Raw genomic sequence first — 22,500 nt, 5'->3', positions numbered from 1 at the left:
TTTTTTAATCACTTTAATAAGTTCAACATAATCAACAACTTAATTCAAAAGCAGGATTTTCGGCAGGGAAAACTCCGGTCCAGACAGGGCTTGACAAGCGCTAGCACAACTTGTGCACAACTCTAGGTAAAAATGACCAACGGATACCCCGCAGCCATCGCACAATTGTCAAGTACTCGTGAAACGAATTTTTTCGAGCCTTCCGGGAGGCCGTATCGGAAGGCGGGCCGCAGGCTAGAGCCAACAGCTGCGGCCATACGCAGGCCAAAGGCTAGCCTTGTCCTCTGCCGGTCATCGGGTAGACTGCCTGCTTTTGCTCAGGGCTGTCGTGGCGACGCCCAACCTGTCAATCAGGCATGGACGCGCCAGCCCTACTGGAATAGCTCAGTCACATGAACGTCTTCATCGCGGGTCAACACGGCCAACTTTCTCAGGCGCTGCAACAACTGCTGGCCGCCAAGGCCCGGGTAACCGTCATCGGCCGGGCCCAGGTGGATTTCACCCAGCTGGAGGCGCTCCATGAACGCGTCCTGGCCGCAAAGCCCGACGTCATCATCAATGCCGCCGCCTACACCGCCGTGGACGCCGCCGAGAGCGATCCCCAGACCGCCGCCCTGATCAACGAGCGGGTGCCCGAGGTCTTCGCCCGGGCCGCCCAGCAGCTCGGCATTCCGATGGTCCACTACTCCACCGACTACGTTTTCGATGGCAGCAAGGAAGGCCGTTATCAGGAAGAGGATCCGACCTGCCCGCTCAATGTCTATGGTCGGACCAAGCTGGCCGGCGAGAACGCCGTGCGTGAACACGCCGAGCGCCATCTCATCCTGCGCACCAGCTGGGTCTATTCCTGGCAGGGCAACAACTTCCTGCGCACCATGGTGCGGCTGCTCAGCGAGCGCGACGAACTGAACATCGTCGACGACCAGATCGGTGCCCCCACCTGGACCCGCACCATCGCCGCCGCCACCGACCGGCTGCTCGCCCACGGCGACAGGGACGCACTCTGGGGCACCTATCACCTGACCGCCAACGGCACCACCTCCTGGTTCGGATTCGCCGAGCAGATCGCCCGGCGCCTGCGCGAGACCGGTCAGCTGAAGGCCCGCCTCAACCCCATCCCCAGCAGCTCCTATCCCACCCCTGCCCATCGGCCCATCAATTCCCGGCTGTCCACCGAAAAGCTGGCAGCGGTGCTGGGCGGGCCGCTACCCGACTGGCAAGCGGCTTTTGGCCAGTGCTGGAGCGAGCGCGAACTTCAGGTGAGCGGCTGAAACGGGCCGTCGGTCATACTTCTGGGATCTGCTCCAGAACTACCCCAGCCTCTCGAAGTCAATGGCACTGACCCCGCTCACGCCAGTCAGGTACGTCATGGACAACCCTTTCCAACTCATCGCCGCGGCTTTCGAGCATGACTTCCGGGTCAATTTCCGCATCGAGCGCCTCGACGGCAGCGTCAGCCTGACGCTGTCCGACGACAGCGGCGTAAAGGTCAAGCGGTTGATCAGCAAGCAGCAATTGCATGACCACACCCGCCTCGCGCGATTGATCGACAGCATCCGGCTGGGTATCGCCATCGACGAAGGTCATGGCGTCACGGCCTTGCTGGCCGGCGGCAGCGGCACCGTGAATCGTCTGACCGTCGCGAACTGAGCAGGAAACAACACTATGCACACCATGGAAGGCATCAGCGACGGCCTGCTACAGGGCCCGGGCCCGGTCACCTTGCTCGATGGCCTGGAGCCGGCGGATCCGCTGCATACCCCACGCGCCTCGGTGTACCAGCTCACCTGCGCCCGTCTCGACGAGCAACTGGCGCCGCTCAAGGTCTGGCCGACCCTACCGGATCGTACCGGGCGCTTTTCCTTTACCTTGCTGGACCGTTGCGGACGCATCCTCTACCGCTCGCCGACCTTGCGTCAGGCGCTGTATCGGGAAGAGGAACTGCTCAATGGTGTGATCGCCAGTGCGCGGCTGGCTGCCGTGCTAGCCGGACAGGGCTTTCCGTCCTGGGGTGTAGTGGACGTCGCCTGCCCCATGTATGAGCTGCCTGCCACCCAACTGCCCTGTGCGGGATGCCGGCTGCTGAAGTGCAAGAGCTGAAAGGGCGTTGCGGATAAAACGCTAACTGCTTGTTTGTCTTATTTAAATCTTCAACGTTCGAGACCAACGAATGCCAGGGCATTCGTACTGCAAGTCTCGCACTGAAGCTTGCTGAGCCGAGTCGTTACTCGGAATATCTCAGCATGTTGGCGCCCGTAGCCCGTAGCACCGCCATGGATTGCGGCGCCAGCGCGCCGGCCCGCAGCGATACGTCCTTGCGAACCTCGTCGATTACCGTCTTCAGCAGCTGGCTCTCGCCCAGTTGCCGGGCGCTGACCACCCGGTTCACCCGCGCGTCGTCGCACTGCTGATCCTGCACCGTCAGCACAATACTGCCATCAGGGCGAGGCGCCGTGACCGAGCATTTATAAGTACTGAAAGCGGCAGTCAGTCTATCTATGGCGTTTTCCATTCTTCCCCCTCTTATTTGTCTAGAAGTGCATAGACGATCAAATACGACGCAACTGACAGTGATAGAAACAGCAAAGTTCTAGCGCTCTACTTGAATAAGACCAGCAATGGCGCTAGTGCCCGATTTTGTGAGCCAGCTCTTCTAATTGGCTTTTGCTGCGGAACTTTCAGAGGGGCAAAGTCGATAAGGTATGACCATTCGTCCCCCTTGCCGGTCGTTTGGGCTCCTGCCTCCCAGCCCTGCGAAGGCGCCTGGAGAGCGCCATCGACGCCCCAATCAGTGGAACCTTTGCTTCCGGCGCTCACTCGAAAGGGCTGAAACGGATACCCATCGCCTATCAGGAGCGCGCCATGAACGACAAAACCCCACCCGTGATCAAAGACGAGCTTGCCGCTGACATCGATGAGCAGGCACATAAGCAGAACGCTGACCGGGTCCGTCGTCATCTGGGCGAAGCCGAGCAGGCACTGACCGACGAATTCCACACCCTGCTGGCAGATGCCGAGCAGCTGCTCAAGCACACCGCCAGCATGGCCGGTGAGCAGGCAGACGAACTGCGCGCCAAGTTGAGCTCCAGCCTGGAACGCTCCCGCGATGTGCTCAAGACCAAGCAGGACGATCTCTATCGTCAGGGCGTCGCGGCCAAGGAAACCACCGAGGAATACGTGGTCGACAATCCCTTCAAGGCCCTCGGCATCGCTGCTGGCGTCGGCCTCCTGATCGGCCTGCTGGCCTCGCGCCGCTAAGCCTGGGGGACTGCCATGGACATCTCCTCTCCTCCACGGGAGCTGCCTGACGAGGCGCCCAAGCCATCGGTCAAGCGCCTCGCCGGCGCAGTGGTAGGACTGCTGCAGAGTCACCTGGAACTGCTGGGCATCGAGGTTCAGGAAGAGAAGGTCCGTACCTTCCAGCTGTTTCTGTTTACCGGCCTGAGCCTGATCTTCGGCTTGCTGGTACTGGTCGGCGTCTCGGCAGCGGTCATCATCGCCTTCTGGGATACCTACCGCATGGCCGCAACGCTGGGCCTGTGCGCCTTCTATGCCGTGGCGCTGATGATCTGCATCCTGCGGGCCCTGAGCCTGGTCAAGGGTGCGGCGCCCTTCCATGCCACCCTGGAAGAACTCAACCGCAACCGGGAGCGCCTACTGCCATGAACCAGCCGCTTACCTCTGCCACCAGCCAGGCGAAGCGCAAGGAACTGGTCCGGTTGCGCATGGAGATGTATCGCCAGCAGCTGATCTACAACGCCCAGCCCCTACACAATCCCATCAGTCTCATCGGTGACCTGGTGCGACCGAACCGGGACAAGGTCGCCAGCTCGGCGAAGAAGCCGTTGATGCTGGGTGCCACGGTGTTCCTGTCGCTGTTCGGCAAACGCCTGGGCGCGGTGGGTCGGCTGGCGCGCATCGGCCTGGCGCTCTACCCGATCGTCAACCGGTTGCAGAATCGCCATCGCGAGCAGGCTGACCAGCCGCTGCCGCCGCCCCGCTAGCGGCGTTGTGAAGAATGGCTCCCACGGGAGCCATTCTCTTATCTGGCACCCTTATCGCATGGCTAAGTCGAACGCTCCGCCTATGATAAGGATAGCCCTGTGTTTTCTGGCCAGCCCACTGCCTTCTTCCAACCCTTCATCGACACCGCGACCGGGCGCATCGCCGGCGTCGAAGCCCTTGGCCGTCTGCGTCAGGCCGATGGCCGCCACGCCTCCGTCGGCCCCCTGTTCGCCGATCCAGATACCCCGACCGCGGAACTGCTGCAACTCGACCGCACCCTCAGGGACGATGCGCTGCGGCGCTTCGCCGGCGCACCGGATGACTGGTTTCTCAGCCTCAACCTCTCGCCGCGCTGGATCAGCCAGCTGGACGATGGCGTCGAGTTACCCAGTCTGGCGCAGCTGCAGCGCTCCGGTATCGACCCGACCCGGATCGTCTACGAGATCACCGAGGCGGCCGGGGATCTGCCGAGCCTGACCCAGGCCGTCGTCCGCTACCGCGAACTCGGCATCCGCATCGCCATCGACGATTTCGGTTCCGGCTATTCGCAACTGGATCGGGTGCTGGATCTGCAGCCGGATATCCTCAAGCTGGACATGCGGCTATTCCAGGCCGCCGCGCGGGGTGGCCCGCGCGGCGACGCGGTCAAGGCGCTGGCGCAGATGGCCGAAAAGACCGGTTGCTGGCTGATCGCCGAGGGCGTCGAGACCGAGACCGAACTCGACTTCGCCCTGGAGTGCGGCGCCCGCTACGTCCAGGGCTTCCTCTTCGCCGAGGCCACCGCCGAACTGGGCGCAAGCGACAGCCATCAGCAACGCTTCGCCGCCCTGCGCAGCCGCTTCGTCGATGGCAAGCTGGCCCAGCAGACGCGGTTGCTGGAGCTGCGCCAGCAATTGACCGAGTTCGTCACCCGGCTCAGGCCCTGGGCCGAGCACGGCGGCCCCCTGAGCGCGCTGCCCGATCCCCAGGCCTTTCCCGGGCTGCTGCGCATTTACCAGTGCGACCGCACCGGCACCCAGATCACCCCGAATCTGGAGTGGAACGGCATGTTCTGGCGCGAGAATCGCCGCTACCTCAATCACAACTGGTCCTGGCGACCCTACTTCTATGCCCTGCTGGCCGAAGGCTGGAACGAGCGCCGCCTGGCGCTCTCGACGGTCTATCGCGATGCCACCACCAACCAGTACTGCCTGACCGCCAGCCAGTTCCTGGAAAGCGGTCAGCGCCTGCTGCTGATCGACCTGGATGCCAGTCAATTGCCGGGCTTTGCCAAGTGAGCGGTGATGATCGTATGTTGCCGGGGTCAGAACGCAGAAGCGCCGCACGGCAACCGTCGGCGCTCCCCTTATCGGTGATAGCTCGAGGACGGCCTTGGACTGGCAGACACTTCTTATCCGCGAACGGCTGGGCAAACCCCTGCACAGCCCGGATGAACTGGGGCGCAGCCCCTTTCACAAGGACCACGACCGCATCATCTTTTCCGGCGCCTTCCGCCGGCTGGGGCGCAAGACCCAGGTTCACCCGGTCACCAGCAACGATCACATCCACACCCGCCTGACCCACAGCCTGGAAGTCAGCTGCGTCGGGCGCTCCCTGGGCATGCGCGTGGGCGAGAGCCTGAGAGGCGCCCTGCCCGACTGGTGCGACCCGAGCGATCTCGGCATGGTGGTGCAGTCGGCCTGCCTCGCCCATGACATCGGCAATCCGCCCTTCGGCCACTCCGGCGAAGACGCCATCCGCTACTGGTTCACCCAGGCCGCCGGCCGTGGCTGGCTGGACGACATGAGCGAGTCGGAGCGCCAAGACTTCCTGCACTTCGAGGGCAACGCCCAGGGTTTCCGGGTGCTGACCCAGCTCGAATACCACCAGTTCGACGGCGGCACCCGCCTGACCTACGCTACCCTCGGCACCTATCTCAAGTATCCCTGGACCTCGCGCTATGCCGCAGCGCCTGGGTACAAGAAGCACAAGTTCGGCTGCTACCAGAGCGAGCTGCCGCTGCTGGAACAGATCGCTGAGAAACTCGAACTGCCGCTGCTGGGCCCGGAGCGCTGGGCACGGCATCCGCTGGTCTACCTGATGGAGGCCGCGGACGACATCTGCTACGGGCTGATCGATCTGGAAGACGGCCTGGAGATGGAGCTGCTGGACTATGCCGAGGTCGAGGCGCTGCTGCTGGGCCTGGTCGGTGACGACCTGCCGGAAACCTATCGGCAACTCGGCCCCAAGGATTCGCGGCGGCGCAAGCTGGCCATCCTGCGCGGCAAGGCCATCGAACACCTGACCAACGCCACCGCCCGCGCCTTCGTCGAGCAGCAGGACGCCCTGCTCGCCGGCACCCTGGGCGACGATCTGGTCGAACACATGGCCGGCCCGGCCAAGCTCTGCGTGCAGCGCGCCAAGGCGCTGGCCCGGGAAAAGATCTTCCACGACAAGCGCAAGACGCTGCACGAGATCGGCGCCTACACCACCCTGGAAATCCTGCTCAACGCCTTCTGTGGCGCCGCCCTGGAGCAGCATCGCGGGCGCGAGCCGTCGTTCAAGAGCCGCCGCATCCTCGACCTGCTGGGCAACAGCGCGCCCGATCCTTCCTGGACCCTGCACCAGGCCTTCATGCGGGTGATCGATTTCATCGCCGGCATGACCGACAGCTACGCCACCGCCATGGCGGCCGAGATGACCGGGCGTTCGAACCCGGTCTAAGGAGCGCCACGATGGCCACCGCACCCCGCACGCGCAAGGGCCCTGGCAGTCGCTGGCTGGCCGCCCAGGGCTGGAAGGCCTTCCCCTTCCAGCGCGAGGTGGCCAAGGCCATCGCCGCCGGGGAGTCCGGCCTGCTGCACGCCACCACCGGCTCGGGCAAGACCTACGCGGTCTGGCTGGCCGCCCTGGATGCCTTCGTCGCACCCAGGCCGATCACCGCCAAGGGCCTGCCCAGCAAGCGCAAACAGGCGCCACCGCCGCTCACCGTGCTCTGGCTGACGCCCATGCGCGCCCTGGCGGCGGACACCCTGCGCGCCCTGGAGCGGCCGGTGCTCGACGAAGAACTGGAGTGGACCCTGGGCCTGCGCACCGGCGATACCGGCAGCAGCGAGCGCGCCCGGCAGAATCGCCGCCTGCCGACGGCCCTGGTGACCACGCCGGAGAGCCTGTCGCTGTTACTGTCCCGGGAGGACGCCCGGGAAGCCCTGGGCCAGGTTCGCCTGGTGGTCATCGATGAATGGCACGAATTGCTCGGCAACAAGCGCGGCACCCAGACGCAACTCGCCCTGGCCCGCCTGCGGCGCTGGAATCCCGGGCTGCAGACCTGGGGCCTGTCGGCCACCCTCGGCAATCAGGCCCATGCGCTGGACGTACTGCTGGCCGGTGCCCCAGGCCAGCTCGTCCAGGGTCGTCAGGACAAGCGCCTGCAGGTGGACACCCTGCTGCCCGAAGGCGGCGTCGAACGCTTCGCCTGGGCCGGGCACCTGGGCATGCGGCTGCTGCAGCAGGTGATCCGCGAACTGGAAGACAGCCCCACCACCCTGGTCTTCACCAACACCCGCGCCCAGACCGAACTCTGGTACCAGGCCCTATTGCAGGCGCGCCCCGACTGGGCCGGCCTGATCGCCCTGCACCATGGCTCCATCGAGAAGCAGGCGCGCGAGTGGGTGGAGGCCGGTCTCAAGAATGGCCAGCTCAAGGCGGTGATCTGCACCTCCAGCCTCGACCTCGGGGTGGATTTCCTGCCGGTGGAGCGGGTGCTGCAGATCGGCTCGCCCAAGAGCATCGCCCGCCTGCTGCAACGCGCCGGCCGCAGTGGTCACGCCCCAGGCCGGGCCTCGCGGGCGACCCTGGTGCCCACCTACAGCCTCGACCTGCTGGATGCGGCGGCCACTCGCCGCGCGATCACCGCGGGCGAGATCGAGGCGCGCACCGCCCCGGTCAAGCCCCTGGACGTCCTGGTGCAGCATCTGGTGACCGTCGCCCTGGGCGGCGGCTTCGAACCGGACGACCTGCTACCGGAGATCCGCAGCGCCTGGGCCTATCGCCACCTTAGCGAAGGCGAATGGATCTGGGCGCTGGCCTTCGTTCGCAACGGTGGCGCCTCGCTGTCGGCCTATCCGGACTATCGCCGTGCCGAGCCCGATGCCGAGGGCATCTGGCGGGTGCCCGACAAGCAACTGGCCAAGCGACATCGGCTGGGCATCGGCACCATCGTCAGCGAGACCAGCCTCAATGTGCAGTTCTGGTCCAAGGGCGGCGGTGGCAATCGCCTGGGCAATATCGAGGAAGGCTTCATCGCCCGGCTGCGACCCGGCGACCACTTTCTCTTCGCCGGTCGTACCCTGGAACTGGTACGGGTGGAGAACATGACGGTGTACGTGCGCCGTGCCAGCGGGCGCAAGGCCGCCATCCCGCGCTGGAGCGGCAGTCGCATGCCCCTCTCGGACACCCTCGCCCAGCACGTGCTGGCGCTGCTCGAAGATGCCGAGGCCCAGCGTTACGAAAGCCCGGAAATGCGCCTGCTGCAACCGTTGCTGGATGTACAGCGGCAGTGGTCGGCACTGCCCAGCGCCCATTACCTGCTCGCGGAAACCCTGGAATCCCGCGAAGGCTCGCACCTGTTCCTCTATCCCTTCGCCGGCCGCCATGCCCATCTGGGGCTGGCCAGCCTGCTGGCCTGGCGCCTGGCGCAGAGGCGACCCTGCACCTTTTCCATCGCCGTCAACGACTACGGCCTGGAACTGGTCTCGCCGGTCAGCCTGGACTGGCAGGAACTGCTTGATGCCAGCCTCTTCACCACCGACAACCTGGTCAACGATACCCTCGCCAGTCTCAACGCCGCCGAACTCGCCCAGCGTCGGTTTCGCGAGATCGCCCGCATCTCGGGGCTGATCTTTTCCGGCTATCCGGGGGCGCACAAGAGCAACCGCCAGCTGCAGGCCAGTAGTAGCCTCTTCTATCAGGTCTTTCGCCAATACGACCCGGACAACCTGCTGCTCGGCCAGGCCCAGGCCGAAGTCCTGCGCCAGGAACTCGATGCCGATCGCCTGCAGCAGACCCTGACGCGGACCGGTGCCCTGCCCCTGCGCCTGGTGAACCTGGACCACCCATCGCCCTTCGCGCTGCCACTCATGGTCGAGCGGTTGCGCGAGAGTCTGAGTTCGGAAAAGCTGGCCGACCGCATCACCCGCCTGGTCGGCGATCTGGAACGCGAAGCCGGGCCGGACGAGCGAGCACGCGCCTTCGACCCCGAATCCCTGGTCCAACCCAGCCATGACAGCGATCTGACGCCCCGCCGTGGCGCTACTGCGCGGCGTCCTCGCGTACAGAAATCCGGTCGTCCTCGATAACGATCCGGCCCTGGCGGTAAAGATGGCCGATGGCCTTCTTGAAGTTGCCCTTGCTGACACCGAACAGCTGGTGGATCAGGGCTGGCGGACTGCTGTCGCTGAGCTCCAGCACCCCGCCGCGCGCCTTGGCCAGGGCGATGATCTGCTCGGCGAGATCGACGCCCGCCGCGGCTCCCTGGGCCTGCAGGGTCAGGCTGATCTTGCCGTCCGCTCGGATCTCGCGAATGAAGCCGCGCTCGCGTTGCCCCAGGCGCAGCGGCTTGAAGGCCTCGTTGCGATGCACCAGGCCCCAGTGCTTGTTGTCGACGATCACCTTGTAGCCAAGGTCGGTCTGCTCGACGACCAGCAGCGGCACCGGCTGGCCGACCTTGTAGCGCGGCGGATCGCGATCCAGGTAGCGATCCAGGCGTGCGGTGGCGACGATCCGCCGGGTGCGGGCGTCCAGGTGCACGTGTACCACGCAATGGTCGCCCACCTGCAGCGGACGCTTCTCTTCCGAGTGCGGCAGCAGCAGATCCTTGGGCAGGCCCCAGTCGAGGAAGATCCCTACCCGGCCGACCTCCACCACACGCAGGCTGGCGAAGCCGCCGACCTGCACCTTCGGCTTCTCGGTGGTGGCGATCAGGCGGTCTTCGCTGTCCAGATAGAGGAAGACGTTGAGCCAGTCGCCTTCGGCGCAGGGTTCGTCCCGCGGCGCATAGCGACGCGGCAGCAGCACCTCGCCGTCGTTGCCGGCATCCAGGAACAGACCGATGGGGGTGTTGCGCAAAATCTGCAAGCTGTTGAAGCGACCCAGCAAGGCCATGAACGGAGACTCCTGTAGAAAGCGGTCCATTTTACCGCGATCATCAAGGCCGCTGCTTGATCGCTGGCCTGCATCGTCGAAAAGGTCGCTCGGCGTCACGTGCGGCGTGAGATGGAGGCACGGCAGGGCTCGTGCGACGAACCTCGACCTGAGCCGACTCGAGCCCTGCATGGCTCGGTGCCATGAGTTGCCGAAGACGCATCCGTAGGGCCGGAGCACCATGTCATTAGCGGCTGCCTGCGGCCTGGAACCGCTGGCTGAAGGGCAGCCGCCCGCGCGCGCGAGGCACGCACCCACTGCTTCGGATCGAATCCAGTGACCGCCTGACTCAGGCGGTCAGGCAGTCAGCTGCGAGTGGAATCTCTATGAAGAGGCCAACCGTATCAGCCTCGACGCGCATCGCCGCCACGACCGTATTCAACAGGAACGGATTGGTAGCCTGCTCGTTGGTCACTATGCGCTGGGTCAGCTTGATCGCCTGGTGGGCGTGGTAAACCGCTATCAGTATCTCATCGAGGTTCAGGCGACGAAGCTCGACGCGGTATCCGGCGAGACCATGGCCCAGTGCGCGTCCTGCGCTTTCCAGTCCGTTCTTCACAGTAGATCCTTGGACCCTTGCGGTCCGGGGTAATGATTCGAGCGAAATAATAGCACCTAGCCACCATTCAAATTGAGCAGGTCATCACCGTTTCGACACCACTGGCCTATGAGATCCGCCACGCCAGGCCAAGCCCTCGCCCGCAACGGCTTGGCATCGCCCAGGCCGGCCAGGTGCTGCCCTCCCGGCCACGGAATAGCCCTGCTGGGACGCCAACGGGTGACGTGTCGACGCTCAGGACCAGGGTACCGATCGGCAACGAGGTTCAAAGGAGCATGCAGGGGGTGCACAGGCTCCTGAAAAACCTGCAGAACCATGAGGTGCGCACGACCGCTTGCCGAACTCGACGTACTGCCCGGCGTCTCGCTCCCCGGCACCCTCGTTCGGGAAACGATTCAGCACGAATCGCTGCCAGCAGTCGACGGGGCGAGGCCCAGGACAGCGCTCGGCGTTCCCTCCTCCAACAGCCGTTTACCTGCTCCAGCTACCGCTTCGACCATGGTCGCTAAAGTCAACATCGAGCAGCTCAAAGGTCTTGTTTTGCGCAAGCCAGTCTGAGACCATCCATCGCTGTCAGGTGAGGCTGTCTCTACAAAGCGGCTCACCTGTCGAGAACCTGGAGTACATCAGGGCCAGCTTTCGCGGCATGGGTTTCTCCTCGTTTCAAAACTGTCGTCCTTCGGACAACAACGTCATCTTATTCAAGGAGAAATCCATGTCTACTCGCCAAACTGGCACCGTCAAGTGGTTCAACGACGAGAAAGGCTTCGGCTTCATCACCCCCCAGAGCGGCCCGGACGTGTTCGTTCACTACCGTTCCATTCAGGGTAACGGCTTCAAGAGCCTGCAAGAAGGCCAGGCTGTTTCCTTCCTGGTCGTGCAAGGCCAGAAAGGCCTGCAGGCCGATGAGGTGCAGGTGATCTAATCACCCGCCTTCTCGAAAAAGCCCAACCCCCGGTTGGGCTTTTTTTTGCGCGGACGTCGGCCCCTGCCAGCGTTCGCTATCGCCACTTAGGGATGAGGTGCGTTTCATGAAGACTCTCGCTGCCCTGCTCTGCCTGCTTCTGCTCGCCGGTTGCGCCGCCTTTCCCGGTGACGAACTCTCTTCCCAGCCATTCCGCGCGCCCCTGAGCGCGCCACCACAGCGCCCCAATGTGCTGGTGGAATTCAATTTCTATCGTGGCACCGTCGAGGACGCCAAGGACGCGACGTCGATCGCCGTCGCCCGCGAAGGCCTGAAGCCCCGGCTGCGCGAGATCCTGGCAGGCTCCAGGCTGTTCGACCGCATCACCCTGGTGCCGGAACCCGGCAGACCCGATGACGCCCTGCTGCGCCTCAAGCTCCACAACAGCACCTCCTACGTCGCAGCCATCGCCAGTGGCCTGATCACCGGCGCCACCTTCTTTCTCGTCCCGGGTACCGCCAAGGACGACTATGTGCTGACCGCCGAATGGATCGCGCCGGGAAGCGGACCGTCCACCCGCGTGCGCAACGCCAGCTCGGTGCGCACCTGGATGGGGGTGTGGTTCCTGCCCCTGGCCCCCAGCCATCAGGCCGGGACCGCCATCGAGGAAACCTTCGCCCGCCAGGTCAACGATGCCCTGCGCCAGTTGCAGAGCGCCGGCGTGTTCGCTGACCACTCCTCGCCCCAGGGGAACGGCGAAACGCCTGCACCGGTCACACCTTGACCGGCAATCACGTAGACGAGGATCCCATGGCCGAAGAAAAGCGCAAAGCCGACGAACGCGAACTGCCCAAGGACGAAAAGCCCCTGCGCACCGAGCACGCCAAGACCGACGACGGGCGCGATCCGCCTTCGCCAAACAGTCCGGACCGTACCAAGGACGCCACCGGCTACAACTGATCCCGCCCTTTCCAGCAACGACCGCCTCGGCGGTCGTTTCTTTATCCGCGCCCTGCCCCTTGGGGGTTGGCTCGTCCCTCCCTCCTTACTGCATAATGCCCACACTCCGACGTCTATCGGCCCCTTTTCTCTTCAACTAGGCCGATACCCTGCCAAGGTGTGTGTCCCGATGCGAAAGACCTTCCGATCTCTGGGCCTGCTGCTGAGCTGCTGCGCCCTGGGCTTTTCCCTGCCCGTCAGTGCCGATACCTCCTACCTGCCGCCGCGAATCGAAAAGGCGATGCAGACCAACAAGATTCCCGGCAGCGACCTGTCGCTGGTGATGCTGCCCCTCGATGGCCCGGGCGAGAACGACTACTACAATGCCGACGTCTCGGTGAATCCGGCTTCGACCATGAAGCTGATCACCACCTTTGCCGCCCTGGAACTGCTGGGTCCCACCTATCAGTGGAAGACCGAGTTCTATACCGACGGCACGCTCAAGGACGGCATCCTCAACGGCAACCTCTACCTCAAGGGTGGCGGCGATCCCAAGCTGAACATGGAGCGGCTGTGGCTGCTCATGCGTGATCTGCGCGCCAATGGCGTGCTGGAAGTCACCGGTGACCTGGTGCTGGATCGCGGTCGCTTCGTGAAGCCCAATCTGCCGGCCTTCAACGACGATGGCGAAGACGAGAACAAGACCTTCCTGGTCGGTCCGGACTCGCTGCTGGTCAATCTCAAGTCGGTGCGCATGGTGGTCCGCTCGGCCGATGGCCGGGTCAGCGTCTCCATGGATCCGCCGCTGACCAACGTCAACATCGACAACCAGATGCGCGCCACCGGCAAGAGCGGTTGCCCGGCCTGGCCCGAAGTGCGCTTCAATCCGGTGCCCCAGGCCGATGGCAGTACCAGCCTCATCGTCAGCGGCCAGTTGCCGGACGGTTGCAACGCCCAGAGCTATCTGTCGCTGCTCGATCACCCGGCCTATACCGCCGGCGCGGTGCGGGCCATCTGGCAGGAACTGGGCGGCAGCATCAAGGGCCGTACCCGCGAGGGCAGCGTGCCGCGCAATGCCGAGCTGCTCGCCCGGGCCTTCTCGCCCGATGTGGTGGAGATCATTCGCGACATCAACAAGTACAGCAACAACACCATGGCCCAGCAGCTGTTCCTCTCCATAGGGGCGCAATTCCGCACCTCGGCGGATGCCGACGACAGCAAGTCGGCGCTGCGGGTCATCCGCTCGTGGCTGGCGCGCAAGGGCATCAATGCCAGTCACCTGATCATGGAGAACGGCTCCGGTCTGTCCCGGACCGAGCGAGTCAGTGCCCGAGAGATGGCGGAGATCCTGCGCGCCGCCTGGCAGAGTCCCTATGGCCCGGAGTTCATCTCTTCGCTACCGCTGGCCGGCCTGGACGGCACCCTGCGCAAGCGCATGAAGAATTCGCCGCTGACCGGCCAGGCCCACATGAAGACCGGCACCCTGAACAACGTACGGGCCCTGGCGGGCTTCGTCCGGGACGCCAACGCGCGCAACTGGGTGGTGGTCGCCATCCTCAACAGCAGCCGCCCCTGGGGGGCTTCGTCGATCCTGGACGAGGTGGTGCTGGACCTCTATCAGCGCAGCCGCCAGGACGGTGCGGTCGCCAACTGACGCGCAAAACAAAACCGGCGTCTGCTCGCGCAGACGCCGGTTTTGTTTACCACACTCGGCAAGGCAGGCCGGAGAGCCGACGTTACCGCGCTGCACCGCATTGGGCAAGAACTTTGTCCTACGCACCCTTGTGGGGCATTTTCAGGCCTTGGCCAGGCTAGATCATGCCGAGCAAGAGCAGTACCAGCAGGACGACCAGGATGGCGCCCACGATACCGGACGGGCCATAGCCCCAGCTGCGCGAATGCGGGAATACCGGAAGTCCGCCGATGAGCAGGACCAGCAGCACCAGAACCAGGATGGTCGAGAGAGTCATCTGCCATTCTCCATGAAGGCCAGGGGTCGACCGTCGCCGTAACAGCTTGATACGAAGCAACGGGCCTATTCCATGGACCCGCGCCAGCGACGGAAAATCCCCACGTCGTCAGGTAACCCTGCCTTCCACCCCGAGTCGGCGTTTTCACGCCCAAAAGAAAGCCCGGATCAGGGATCCGGGCTTGGTCTTGTCGCAGGTATCTGTCAGTGCGAGACGGCGCCGCTGGCACCCAGACCAGTCTGGGACCTCACGAACTGCGGGTAGAAGCGCGCACGCTCTTCTTCGGCAGCCGCCGACTTGTCGGTGATGGAGAAGAACCAGATACCGATGAAGGCCACCGCGATAGAGAACAGTGCCGGGTATTCATAGGGGTAGATCGGCTTGGCATGACCGAGGATGGTCACCCAGATGGTCGGGCCGAGTACCATCAGGGCCACTGCGGTGATCAGGCCGAGCCAGCCACCGATCATGGCGCCGCGAGTGGTCAGCCGCTTCCAGTACATCGAAAGCAGCAGGATGGGGAAGTTGCAGCTGGCGGCGATGGAGAACGCCAGGCCCACCATGAAGGCGATGTTCTGCTTCTCGAAGAGGATGCCGAGGGCGATGGCGACGACGCCCAGCGCCACGGTGGTCATCTTGGAGACGCGGATCTCGTCCTTCTCGTTGGCCTTGCCCTTCTTGATCACGCTGGCGTAGAGGTCATGGGAGACCGCCGAAGCACCGGCCAGGGTCAGACCGGCGACCACCGCCAGGATGGTGGCGAAGGCCACCGCCGAGATGAAGCCCAGGAAGATGCTGCCACCCACGGCGTTGGCCAGGTGCACCGCGGCCATGTTGTTGCCACCCAGCAGGGCGCCGGCGGCGTCCTTGAAGGCCGGGTTGGTGCTGACCAGCAGGATGGCGCCAAAGCCGATGATGAAGGTCAGGATGTAGAAGTAGCCGATGAAGCCGGTGGCGTAGAACACGCTCTTGCGGGCTTCCTTGGCGTCGCTGACGGTGAAGAAGCGCATCAGGATGTGCGGCAGGCCGGCGGTGCCGAACATCAGCGCCAGACCCAGGGAAAAGGCCGAGATCGGATCCTTCACCAAGCCGCCGGGACTCATGATGGCCTCGCCCTTCGGGTGCACGGCGATGGCTTCGGCGAACAGGCGGTTGAAGTCGAAGCCGACGTGCTTCATCACCATGAAGGCCATGAAGCTGGCACCGGACAGCAGCAGCACCGCCTTGATGATCTGTACCCAGGTGGTGGCCAGCATGCCGCCGAAGAGCACGTAGAGCACCATCAGGATACCCACCAGCACCACGGCGATGCTGTAGTCCAGGCCGAACAGCAACTGGATCAGCTTGCCGGCACCAACCATCTGGGCGATCAGGTAGAGGGCGACCACCACCAGCGACCCGCAGGCGGACAGGGTACGGATGTCCTTTTGCTTGAGGCGATAGGAGGCCACGTCGGCGAAGGTGTACTTGCCCAGGTTGCGCAGGCGCTCGGCGATCAGGAACAGGATGATCGGCCAGCCCACCAGGAAGCCGATGGAGTAGATCAGGCCATCGTAGCCGGAGGTGAACACCAGGGCGGAGATGCCCAGGAAGGAGGCGGCCGACATGTAGTCACCGGCGATCGCCAGGCCGTTCTGGAAACCGGTGATGCGCCCACCGGCGGCGTAGTAGTCCGCGGCGGAGCGATTGCGTTTGGAGGCCCAGTAGGTGATGCCCAGGGTGGCCCCGACGAAGGCCACGAACATCAGGATGGCGGAGACGTTCAGGGGTTGGCGCTGGACCGCGCCGCTGATGGCATCGGCGGCCCAGAGCGAAGGCGACAGGGCCAGCAGCGCGGCGGCCAGGGAAAGACGTCTCATGGCTGCACCTCCCGGAGGATTTCCGCGTTGAGCCGATCGAATTCGCCATTGGCCCGGCGTACATAGATACCGGTCAGGACGAAGGCCGAAAGGATCAGGCCGACGCCCAGGGGAATGCCCCAGGTCATGGCGGTCTCCGCATGGATACGGGTGCCGAGGACCTTGGGGGCGAAGGCGATCAGGAGGATGAAGGCGGAATAGAGTCCGAGCATGATGGCCGAAAGCGTCCAGGCGAATCGCCCGCGTTTCGCCACCAGTTCCTGGAAACGCGGACTGGCTTCAATCCGCCGGTAGGTGCTGTCATTCATTATTGTTGTTCCTTACAGCATGACGGGAGCGTCGAGCTCTACTCTAGGCCCGCCCGGTAAGGCTTCCAGACGACTTTAGTCGTACCCCTCCAGACCTCAGTAATCCCAGAGCCGACGCCAGCCCTGCAGCGGGTGATGGCCCTCGCCATCGAGCACCGAAACGCTCGCCGTCATCCCGGCGCTGAGGTGGATATCCGCCGGTACGTCGAGCAGTTCTATGCGCACCGGAATGCGCTGTGCCAGGCGTACCCAGTTGAAGGTCGGCTCGACAGTGGCCAGCAACTGGGCATCATTGGCCGCATTGCGATCGGTGATGCCGCTGCTGATGCTCGCCACCCGTCCCTGCAGCGGCGCTGCCTGGTTCATCAGGCGCACCCGTACCGCGGCGCCGGGATGGATATGGGGGATCTTGGTTTCCTCGAAATAGGCCATGACGTAGAAGGAACGGGTATCCACCAGCGCCATCACCGCCTGGCCGGTCTGCACAAAGTTGCCCTCGGCGAATCTGAGGTTGGTGATCCGCCCCTCCCGCGGCGCCAGCACCCGGCTGCGATCCAGGTTGATCTGGGCCAGGTTCACGTCGCTCAGGGCTTCCTGGTACTGGCTGCGGGCGACCGCCACGTTGACCTGGGCGGTCTCGCGATCCTCGGCGCTGATGGCACTGGAACCCAGCCGCTGGCGCCGCGCCGACTCGCTTTCGCGCAGGCGCAACTGCTGCTGGCGCGTCTCGGCCACCGCCTTGGCGTGGTCGAGATTGGCCTGATAGCGCTGCTGGTCGATCTGCAGGAGCAGGTCGCCGCGCTTCACCAGTTGGTTGTCCACCACCGCCAGGCGCGTCACCCAGCCCGACACGTCGGGCGCCACCACCACCACATCCGCCCGTACCCGCGCATCGCGGGTCCAGGGGGTGTAGAGATAGAAATGCCACAGCCAGGTACCGGCCAGGATGGCGAGCAGTACCACGCTCAGGGTAATCGCCACACGCAGGGTCTTGTGCATCGCCTTGGGGATCCTCTTGTCAGGGGGCTCAGGTGGCCAGGACAGCGACAAGGCCGGCCAGCCAGAGTACGAACAGCGCACAGCCGAACAGGGCGCTGTGCCACAGGTGGCGGCCGAGGCCGCTGCGCTGCAGCAGCCACAGCGACAGCGCCGTCAGCAGCAGCGCCAGCACGCCATAGACGAACAGCGGCCCCAGATAGACCCCGCCGATGGCCCATTCATGCAGATTCATCCGCGCCCTCCTCCACTACTGCCTCTAGACAACAGCTGCGCCAGGTCTGCTGGAGCTGGCCGATGGCGCCGCGCGCCAGGCGATGCGGCTCATCGTCGGGGGCCTGGCCCAGCGCCAGGCGCAGGCGCTCCGCCGCCGTATCCAGCGCGCCCGGCTGCAGGTCACCGAAGCCCACCGCCAGTTGCTCGGCGAAGCGCCCGAGAAAGGCATCCCGCGCCCGTGCCACTTCGCCCTGCGCACCTGCCAGGCACGCACGCAGGTGCAGCAGCTCGTTGCCCAGGTCAAGCGCCAGCAGGCCCTGCTCCCAGCGGCCGCGTTCGCTGGCCGACAACTGCTCGATATGCCGCGCCAGCAGCAGCAGGCGATCCGCCATCCGCCCGCCGAACCAGGTCTCGGCATTGGCCAAGGGGACCGTGGTCAGCCGCTGCAGGTCGTAGGTGGTGGCCTCGAGGATCCGGCGACTGGTGCGCCGTGGCGTGCGCAGGCTGATCAGGCGGAACATGAGCACGGCCGAACCGACGCCGATCAGCAGACTCTGCAGCTGGTTGAGCAAGGCGCCCATCTCCACCTGGCCGTGGTTGCTGGGCGAGACCAGCACCAGCAGATGGATGGCGAAGGCCGTCGCTGTCCCCACCACGCTCGGAGGCCCGGCCATCACCAGGGCGGCAAAGAACAGCGGCACCCCCAGCACCAGGCACAGCAGCGGATAGCCGCTGATCTGCGGCAGCAGCACCTGGCTGATCAGGATGGCGACCGGCGCCGCATAGAGAATGCCCCGCAGGAAACCGAGGCCGATGGCGGCGGCGTTGTCGCGATTGGCGAACAGGCTGCAGATGACGCCGGCCATCAGCATGGCGCCTGGGGCAGACGGCCAGGCACTGGCCAGCCAGAACACCCCCACGGCCAGCAGCGCACAGGCGCTGCGCAGGCCATAGAGCAGCGCGGTCTGGACATCGCGATGGCGGGCCAGCGCCGAGGGCGCCACGGCGCTGAGCCGGGCCGTATGGACGCTGTCCAGGGCGCGACCGGCGAGCAGGATCTTGTCCAGCAGGATGGCGAAACGGGCCAGCAGGTAGCGCTGGTCGTTGTCGAGCTGCGGCGAGGTGCCGGCAGCCTCTCGCAGACGCTGCAGGAGGGCTTCCAGGGCCGGGGTCTGGGGGTCGGCCAGGGTCACCAGCAGTTCGTCGCGCCAGGGCTGTAGGACGGCCCTCCGCGGCTCGTCGAGGCCACGCCACTGGCGCATGGCACCGCGAGCGGTGCGCAACAGGCTGAGCAGGTCCCGCGACAGCAACCGCAACGCCCTGGCCCGCTGCCGGCCGCGCTGGCCTTCGAACCAGGCGTGATCGCGCTGGGCATCCACCGCCACCACCTGACCGAGCATGGCCAGCAGCCCCTGGGTGGCATCCTGGGCCTCGGCCAGTTCCGCCCGGGCGGCAGCCACGCCCTGCTCCCAGGTGCGGCGTGCCTGGACGGCCAGATTCTGCTCCACTCGTTGCGGCCAGAACAGCGCACTCACCGCCGAGGCCACGACGATACCCAGGCAGATCTCGGTACAGCGGGCCACCGCCTGGTCGAACACCGTCAGCGGGTGGGCGATGGCGGGCAGGCCGATGATGGCGACCGTATAGCCGGCCAGCACGAAGCCATAGGCGACGTGATTGCGCAGCAGGGTCGAGGCCGCCGTGCACAGCGCCATCCAGCCGGCCAGCGCGAGAAGGAACAGCCAGGGCGTCTGGGCGAAGAAGCCCATCAGCACCACCGCCATGCAGGTGCCGACGAGGGTACCGAGCAGGCGGAACAATCCCTTGGCCAGCACCATGCCGGACAGCGGCTGGGAGACGATCATCACCGTCATGCAGGCCCAGACCGGTTGTTCGAGACTGAAGCGAAAGGCCAGCCAGAGCGCCAGTCCGGCGGCGAACAGGGTCTTGCCGGCAAAGAGGAGCGCCGTCGGCGTGGGAGCGAGAAAGACCGTCCAGGGTAGACGCACGTCGGCTCTTGGATTGCGGGAGATCCAGCATAGGCCGCGCGGCCCTGGCGAAGTTCCAGCGGTTATCCCGGACGAAAAAAAGGCGACCCGGGGTCGCCTGAAGTGCCTTGCGTGCTCGAGCGACGACGCTCCGTCGTCACCACTGCCTGCAGACTAGACGAGTTGCAGCCGCCGCTCTTGATCGAGATCAAGGTTTGCCGGGTTTTGTCCGGTCATGCCGAGCAAGCGGTCGATCAGGGCGCAATCGGATTCGCGCCGCACCTGGGCGAACAGGGCCGCCGCCTCGGGATAGCTGCGCGTCAGCATGCCGAGCCACTGCTTGAGGCGGCCCGGGGCATAGCGCGGCGCCAGCTTGCGTTGCGCCATGCTCCAGAAGCGCTGCACCCGCGGCAGGATCTCGGCCCAGCTCTGCGGGACGGTCTCTTCTCCGCGTACGGCAGCGGCGATCTGCAGCGCCAGGTCCGGCCGCGAAACCAGACCACGCCCCAGCATGACCGAGGCCTGACCGCTGACGCTGCGACAGCGCCAGTAGTCGTCCAGGGTCCAGATCTCGCCATTGGCCAGCACTGGCACGGACACCCGGTCAGCCACCCGCGCCACCCACTCCCAGTGCGCCGGCGGACGATAGCCCTCGACCTTGGTCCGCGCATGGACCACCAGCTGCGCCGCGCCTCCCTCCGCCAGCGCCTCGGCGCAGGCCAGGGCGCTGTTCGGGCTGTCGTAGCCCAGGCGCATCTTGGCGGTGACCGGAATGTGCGCCGGAACGGCCTGGCGCACGCTCTCGACGATCCGGTTGAGCAGCTCCGGCTCCTTGAGCAGCACCGCCCCGCCGCGGGACTTGTTGACGGTCTTGGCGGGGCAGCCGAAGTTCAGATCGATCACCGGCGCGCCCAGGGTGCAGGCGAAGGCCGCGTTATCGGCCAGGCAGGCCGGATCCGAGCCCAGCAGCTGCACCCGCATGGGCGTACCGGATGGCGTGCGCGCGCCCTCCTCCAGTTCCGGTGCCAGCTTGGCGAAGGCCGCCGCCGGCAGCAGGCGATCGCAGACGCGGATGAATTCGCTCACGCACCAGTCGAGTCCACCCACCTCGGTCAGCAGTTCGCGCAGGATGCCGTCGACGAGGCCCTCCATGGGCGCCAGGGCGATCTCCATGGTCAGAGGTCCTCGCCGGGGAGCGCCTGGCCGTAACCGGCCAGGAATTCGGGTGGCATGCGCCTGGGCTTGCCGGAGGACAGCTCGATGCAGACGAAGGTCGTCCGGGCGCGCAGCAGGGTCACACCATCGGCGGGGCGCTGCAGCTGGAATTGCCGGGTCATGCGCAGACGGCGGTCCCAATCCACCAGCCAGGTGCCCAGCACCAGCTCATCGTCTCGATAGCCGCTGCTGAGATAGTCGATCTCGTGGCGCACCACGGCCATGGCGCGATCCAGGCGCTGGAAGGTGGCCAGATCCAGGCCCAGGGCCGCCGAGTGCTGCCAGGCGCACTGTTCGAGCCAGCTGACGTAGACGGCGTTGTTGGCATGGCCCAGGCCGTCGATGTGCTCGGCGCCGATGCGCAGCGGCAGGAGATGGGGAGTCGGTCTGTCCCACTGCATGAAAAGACCCTCTCGCGGGCAAGGTCGAAAGACGGGAAGCCGGACCGGATACGAAACTGGTCAGGTCATCGGTCGCGGATACTGGCACGAATCCACGGACAATAAAAAAGGGCCTGCATCGCTGCAGGCCCTTCTTCATGTTTGGCGCACTCGGGAGGATTCGAACCTCCGACCGCTCGGTTCGTAGCCGAGTACTCTATCCAGCTGAGCTACGAGTGCGTTTCGGTGCGTTTAGCCAGAACACCGCTGGTACTGCTGAAGCCAGAGGCTTCGTCGATTTGGCGCACTCGGGAGGATTCGAACCTCCGACCGCTCGGTTCGTAGCCGAGTACTCTATCCAGCTGAGCTACGAGTGCGTTGAATCTGCGTATTCTAGCTTCCGTTTCTGACGTGTCAAGCAAATTTGCTTGTTTATCAGGTACTTACCAATTGGTCAGTACAGCGGAGCCAGTTTGAAGCAAATGGCGGTGAGGGAGGGATTCGAACCCTCGACACCCTTTTGAGGTGTACTCCCTTAGCAGGGGAGCGCCTTCGGCCACTCGGCCACCTCACCGCAACGGGGCGAAACTATATCGAAGGTTTGCCCGTTTGCAAAGAGAAAAATTCAAAAAAAATCAGTGGTTTGGTTCTTGGTCCTTTTCCTTCTGGATGCGCTGGTAGATTTCCTCGCGATGAACCGCGACTTCCTTGGGCGCATTGACGCCGATGCGGACCTGGTTGCCCTTGACTCCCAGTACCGTCACGGTGACTTCATCACCCACCATCAGGGTCTCACCAACCCGACGAGTCAAAATAAGCATTCCATTCTCCTTAAGCTTTAACTCAGTCTGCACGTATGAACCGAAACGATCCCTGAATGGACCCTCTAGACAACCTCTACCCGAACGTGGACTTCTACTCCGGCATCATCCTCAAGGCGATCGGCATCCCGACCAGCATGTTCACCGTGATCTTCGCCAT

General features: G+C 64.8%; 25 protein-coding genes, 3 tRNA genes and 1 pseudogene. 14 read left to right on the top strand and 15 right to left on the bottom strand.

All coding sequences use genetic code 11. The features are described 5' to 3' along the window. Window positions 1-392: 392 nt before the first annotated feature. The 3 genes from rfbD to PVZ77_RS20910 all read left to right on the top strand — a co-directional run bounded on the left by rfbD (window position 393) and on the right by PVZ77_RS20910 (window position 2,100). Window positions 393-1,271 carry a dTDP-4-dehydrorhamnose reductase gene (gene rfbD / locus PVZ77_RS20920; RefSeq protein WP_273809297.1) on the top strand — a complete coding sequence of 293 codons (879 nt, stop codon included), beginning with the start codon at window positions 393-395 and terminating at the stop codon, window positions 1,269-1,271. Between the two features lie 97 nt (window positions 1,272-1,368). Beyond that, entirely contained in the window at window positions 1,369-1,650 is a 282-nt protein-coding gene (locus PVZ77_RS20915) for a DUF3509 domain-containing protein (RefSeq protein WP_064306571.1), read from the top strand. A 15-nt stretch (window positions 1,651-1,665) separates the two neighbouring features. Continuing rightward, a complete protein-coding gene (locus tag PVZ77_RS20910; RefSeq protein WP_273809295.1) occupies window positions 1,666-2,100 on the top strand; it encodes a hypothetical protein in 435 nt (144 codons plus the stop codon). Between the two features lie 124 nt (window positions 2,101-2,224). Here the strand turns inward: PVZ77_RS20910 and PVZ77_RS20905 are convergent, their stop codons facing one another. Beyond that, window positions 2,225-2,512: a DUF3509 domain-containing protein gene (locus PVZ77_RS20905; RefSeq protein WP_007159080.1), complete on the bottom strand. Its 288-nt coding sequence runs from the start codon at window positions 2,510-2,512 to the stop codon at window positions 2,225-2,227. Window positions 2,513-2,862: 350 nt separating this feature from the next. Here PVZ77_RS20905 and PVZ77_RS20900 point away from each other — a divergent pair, with 350 nt between their 5' ends. The 6 genes from PVZ77_RS20900 (at window position 2,863) to PVZ77_RS20875 (ending at window position 9,341) form a co-directional block, all read left to right on the top strand. Continuing rightward, the gene (locus tag PVZ77_RS20900) at window positions 2,863-3,258 is read left to right on the top strand and encodes a DUF883 family protein (RefSeq protein WP_273809293.1); all 396 of its coding nucleotides are present in this window, start codon (window positions 2,863-2,865) and stop codon (window positions 3,256-3,258) included. Window positions 3,259-3,273: 15 nt separating this feature from the next. Next, window positions 3,274-3,666: a phage holin family protein gene (locus PVZ77_RS20895; protein ID WP_273809292.1), complete on the top strand. Its 393-nt coding sequence runs from the start codon at window positions 3,274-3,276 to the stop codon at window positions 3,664-3,666. Beyond that, a complete protein-coding gene (locus PVZ77_RS20890) occupies window positions 3,663-4,004 on the top strand; it encodes a hypothetical protein (RefSeq protein ID WP_187978890.1) in 342 nt (113 codons plus the stop codon). Before PVZ77_RS20895 ends, PVZ77_RS20890 begins: the two co-directional genes overlap by 4 nt. 99 nt (window positions 4,005-4,103) lie before the next feature. Next, complete coding sequence (locus tag PVZ77_RS20885; protein ID WP_273809290.1) at window positions 4,104-5,282, top strand: EAL domain-containing protein; 1,179 nt, start codon at window positions 4,104-4,106, stop codon at window positions 5,280-5,282. A gap of 94 nt (window positions 5,283-5,376) precedes the next feature. Beyond that, window positions 5,377-6,708: a deoxyguanosinetriphosphate triphosphohydrolase gene (locus PVZ77_RS20880; protein ID WP_273809288.1), complete on the top strand. Its 1,332-nt coding sequence runs from the start codon at window positions 5,377-5,379 to the stop codon at window positions 6,706-6,708. A gap of 11 nt (window positions 6,709-6,719) precedes the next feature. Continuing rightward, window positions 6,720-9,341: a ligase-associated DNA damage response DEXH box helicase gene (locus tag PVZ77_RS20875; RefSeq protein WP_273809287.1), complete on the top strand. Its 2,622-nt coding sequence runs from the start codon at window positions 6,720-6,722 to the stop codon at window positions 9,339-9,341. On the opposite strand, the gene PVZ77_RS20870 is transcribed toward PVZ77_RS20875, so the two are convergent. After that, the gene (locus PVZ77_RS20870; protein WP_273809286.1) at window positions 9,295-10,146 is read right to left on the bottom strand and encodes a CvfB family protein; all 852 of its coding nucleotides are present in this window, start codon (window positions 10,144-10,146) and stop codon (window positions 9,295-9,297) included. The genes PVZ77_RS20875 and PVZ77_RS20870 overlap by 47 nt on opposite strands. 328 nt (window positions 10,147-10,474) lie before the next feature. Beyond that, entirely contained in the window at window positions 10,475-10,744 is a 270-nt protein-coding gene (locus PVZ77_RS20865) for a hypothetical protein (RefSeq protein ID WP_273809285.1), read from the bottom strand. Between the two features lie 715 nt (window positions 10,745-11,459). On the opposite strand from PVZ77_RS20865, the gene PVZ77_RS20860 reads away from it, so the two are divergent. The 4 genes from PVZ77_RS20860 (at window position 11,460) to dacB (ending at window position 14,241) form a co-directional block, all read left to right on the top strand. After that, entirely contained in the window at window positions 11,460-11,669 is a 210-nt protein-coding gene (locus tag PVZ77_RS20860) for a cold-shock protein (protein WP_007159089.1), read from the top strand. A gap of 106 nt (window positions 11,670-11,775) precedes the next feature. Then, window positions 11,776-12,432, top strand: a complete 657-nt coding sequence (locus PVZ77_RS20855) for a hypothetical protein (protein WP_273809283.1) — start codon at window positions 11,776-11,778, stop codon at window positions 12,430-12,432. 26 nt (window positions 12,433-12,458) lie between these two features. Beyond that, the gene (locus tag PVZ77_RS20850; protein WP_017639713.1) at window positions 12,459-12,608 is read left to right on the top strand and encodes a hypothetical protein; all 150 of its coding nucleotides are present in this window, start codon (window positions 12,459-12,461) and stop codon (window positions 12,606-12,608) included. A gap of 169 nt (window positions 12,609-12,777) precedes the next feature. After that, on the top strand, window positions 12,778-14,241 hold the full coding sequence (gene dacB, locus PVZ77_RS20845; protein WP_273809282.1) for a D-alanyl-D-alanine carboxypeptidase/D-alanyl-D-alanine endopeptidase: 1,464 nt from the start codon (window positions 12,778-12,780) through the stop codon (window positions 14,239-14,241). A gap of 157 nt (window positions 14,242-14,398) precedes the next feature. Here the strand turns inward: dacB and PVZ77_RS20840 are convergent, their stop codons facing one another. The 12 genes from PVZ77_RS20840 to csrA form a co-directional block, all read right to left on the bottom strand. Continuing rightward, window positions 14,399-14,557 carry a DUF3309 family protein gene (locus tag PVZ77_RS20840; protein WP_007159093.1) on the bottom strand — a complete coding sequence of 53 codons (159 nt, stop codon included), beginning with the start codon at window positions 14,555-14,557 and terminating at the stop codon, window positions 14,399-14,401. Window positions 14,558-14,760: 203 nt separating this feature from the next. After that, window positions 14,761-16,416: a cation acetate symporter gene (locus PVZ77_RS20835; RefSeq protein WP_183630613.1), complete on the bottom strand. Its 1,656-nt coding sequence runs from the start codon at window positions 16,414-16,416 to the stop codon at window positions 14,761-14,763. Beyond that, window positions 16,413-16,724: a DUF485 domain-containing protein gene (locus PVZ77_RS20830; protein ID WP_133859542.1), complete on the bottom strand. Its 312-nt coding sequence runs from the start codon at window positions 16,722-16,724 to the stop codon at window positions 16,413-16,415. The genes PVZ77_RS20835 and PVZ77_RS20830 overlap by 4 nt, the downstream gene beginning before the upstream one ends. A gap of 96 nt (window positions 16,725-16,820) precedes the next feature. Beyond that, on the bottom strand, window positions 16,821-17,723 hold the full coding sequence (locus PVZ77_RS20825; protein ID WP_273809281.1) for an efflux RND transporter periplasmic adaptor subunit: 903 nt from the start codon (window positions 17,721-17,723) through the stop codon (window positions 16,821-16,823). Between the two features lie 28 nt (window positions 17,724-17,751). Then, complete coding sequence (locus PVZ77_RS20820; protein WP_042135685.1) at window positions 17,752-17,955, bottom strand: DUF1656 domain-containing protein; 204 nt, start codon at window positions 17,953-17,955, stop codon at window positions 17,752-17,754. Then, the gene (locus PVZ77_RS20815; RefSeq protein ID WP_273809279.1) at window positions 17,942-19,945 is read right to left on the bottom strand and encodes an FUSC family protein; all 2,004 of its coding nucleotides are present in this window, start codon (window positions 19,943-19,945) and stop codon (window positions 17,942-17,944) included. Before PVZ77_RS20815 ends, PVZ77_RS20820 begins: the two co-directional genes overlap by 14 nt. Before the next feature lie 153 nt (window positions 19,946-20,098). Then, window positions 20,099-21,097 (bottom strand): tRNA dihydrouridine synthase, encoded by a 999-nt coding sequence (locus PVZ77_RS20810; RefSeq protein WP_273809278.1) that lies wholly within the window; start codon window positions 21,095-21,097, stop codon window positions 20,099-20,101. A 2-nt stretch (window positions 21,098-21,099) separates the two neighbouring features. Next, the gene (locus PVZ77_RS20805) at window positions 21,100-21,540 is read right to left on the bottom strand and encodes an acyl-CoA thioesterase (protein ID WP_273809277.1); all 441 of its coding nucleotides are present in this window, start codon (window positions 21,538-21,540) and stop codon (window positions 21,100-21,102) included. 142 nt (window positions 21,541-21,682) lie between these two features. After that, window positions 21,683-21,759: transfer RNA gene (locus PVZ77_RS20800), tRNA-Arg, on the bottom strand. A gap of 60 nt (window positions 21,760-21,819) precedes the next feature. Beyond that, window positions 21,820-21,896, bottom strand: a tRNA-Arg gene (locus tag PVZ77_RS20795). 106 nt (window positions 21,897-22,002) lie between these two features. Beyond that, window positions 22,003-22,093: transfer RNA gene (locus PVZ77_RS20790), tRNA-Ser, on the bottom strand. 61 nt (window positions 22,094-22,154) lie between these two features. Beyond that, window positions 22,155-22,340: a carbon storage regulator CsrA gene (gene csrA / locus PVZ77_RS20785; protein WP_007159101.1), complete on the bottom strand. Its 186-nt coding sequence runs from the start codon at window positions 22,338-22,340 to the stop codon at window positions 22,155-22,157. Window positions 22,341-22,411: 71 nt separating this feature from the next. Between csrA and PVZ77_RS20780 the strand changes: the two are divergent. Next, window positions 22,412-22,500 (top strand): annotated as a pseudogene (locus PVZ77_RS20780) (citrate/2-methylcitrate synthase); the annotation flags it as partial.

It is taken from the genome of Pseudomonas sp. SHLD1 (assembly GCF_028640935.1).
In the GTDB taxonomy this organism is placed as follows: Bacteria; Pseudomonadota; Gammaproteobacteria; order Pseudomonadales; family Pseudomonadaceae; genus Chryseomonas; species Chryseomonas aestiva.
Note: the sequence above shows the minus strand (reverse complement) of the source record. Positions and strands in the feature narration are given on the sequence as shown.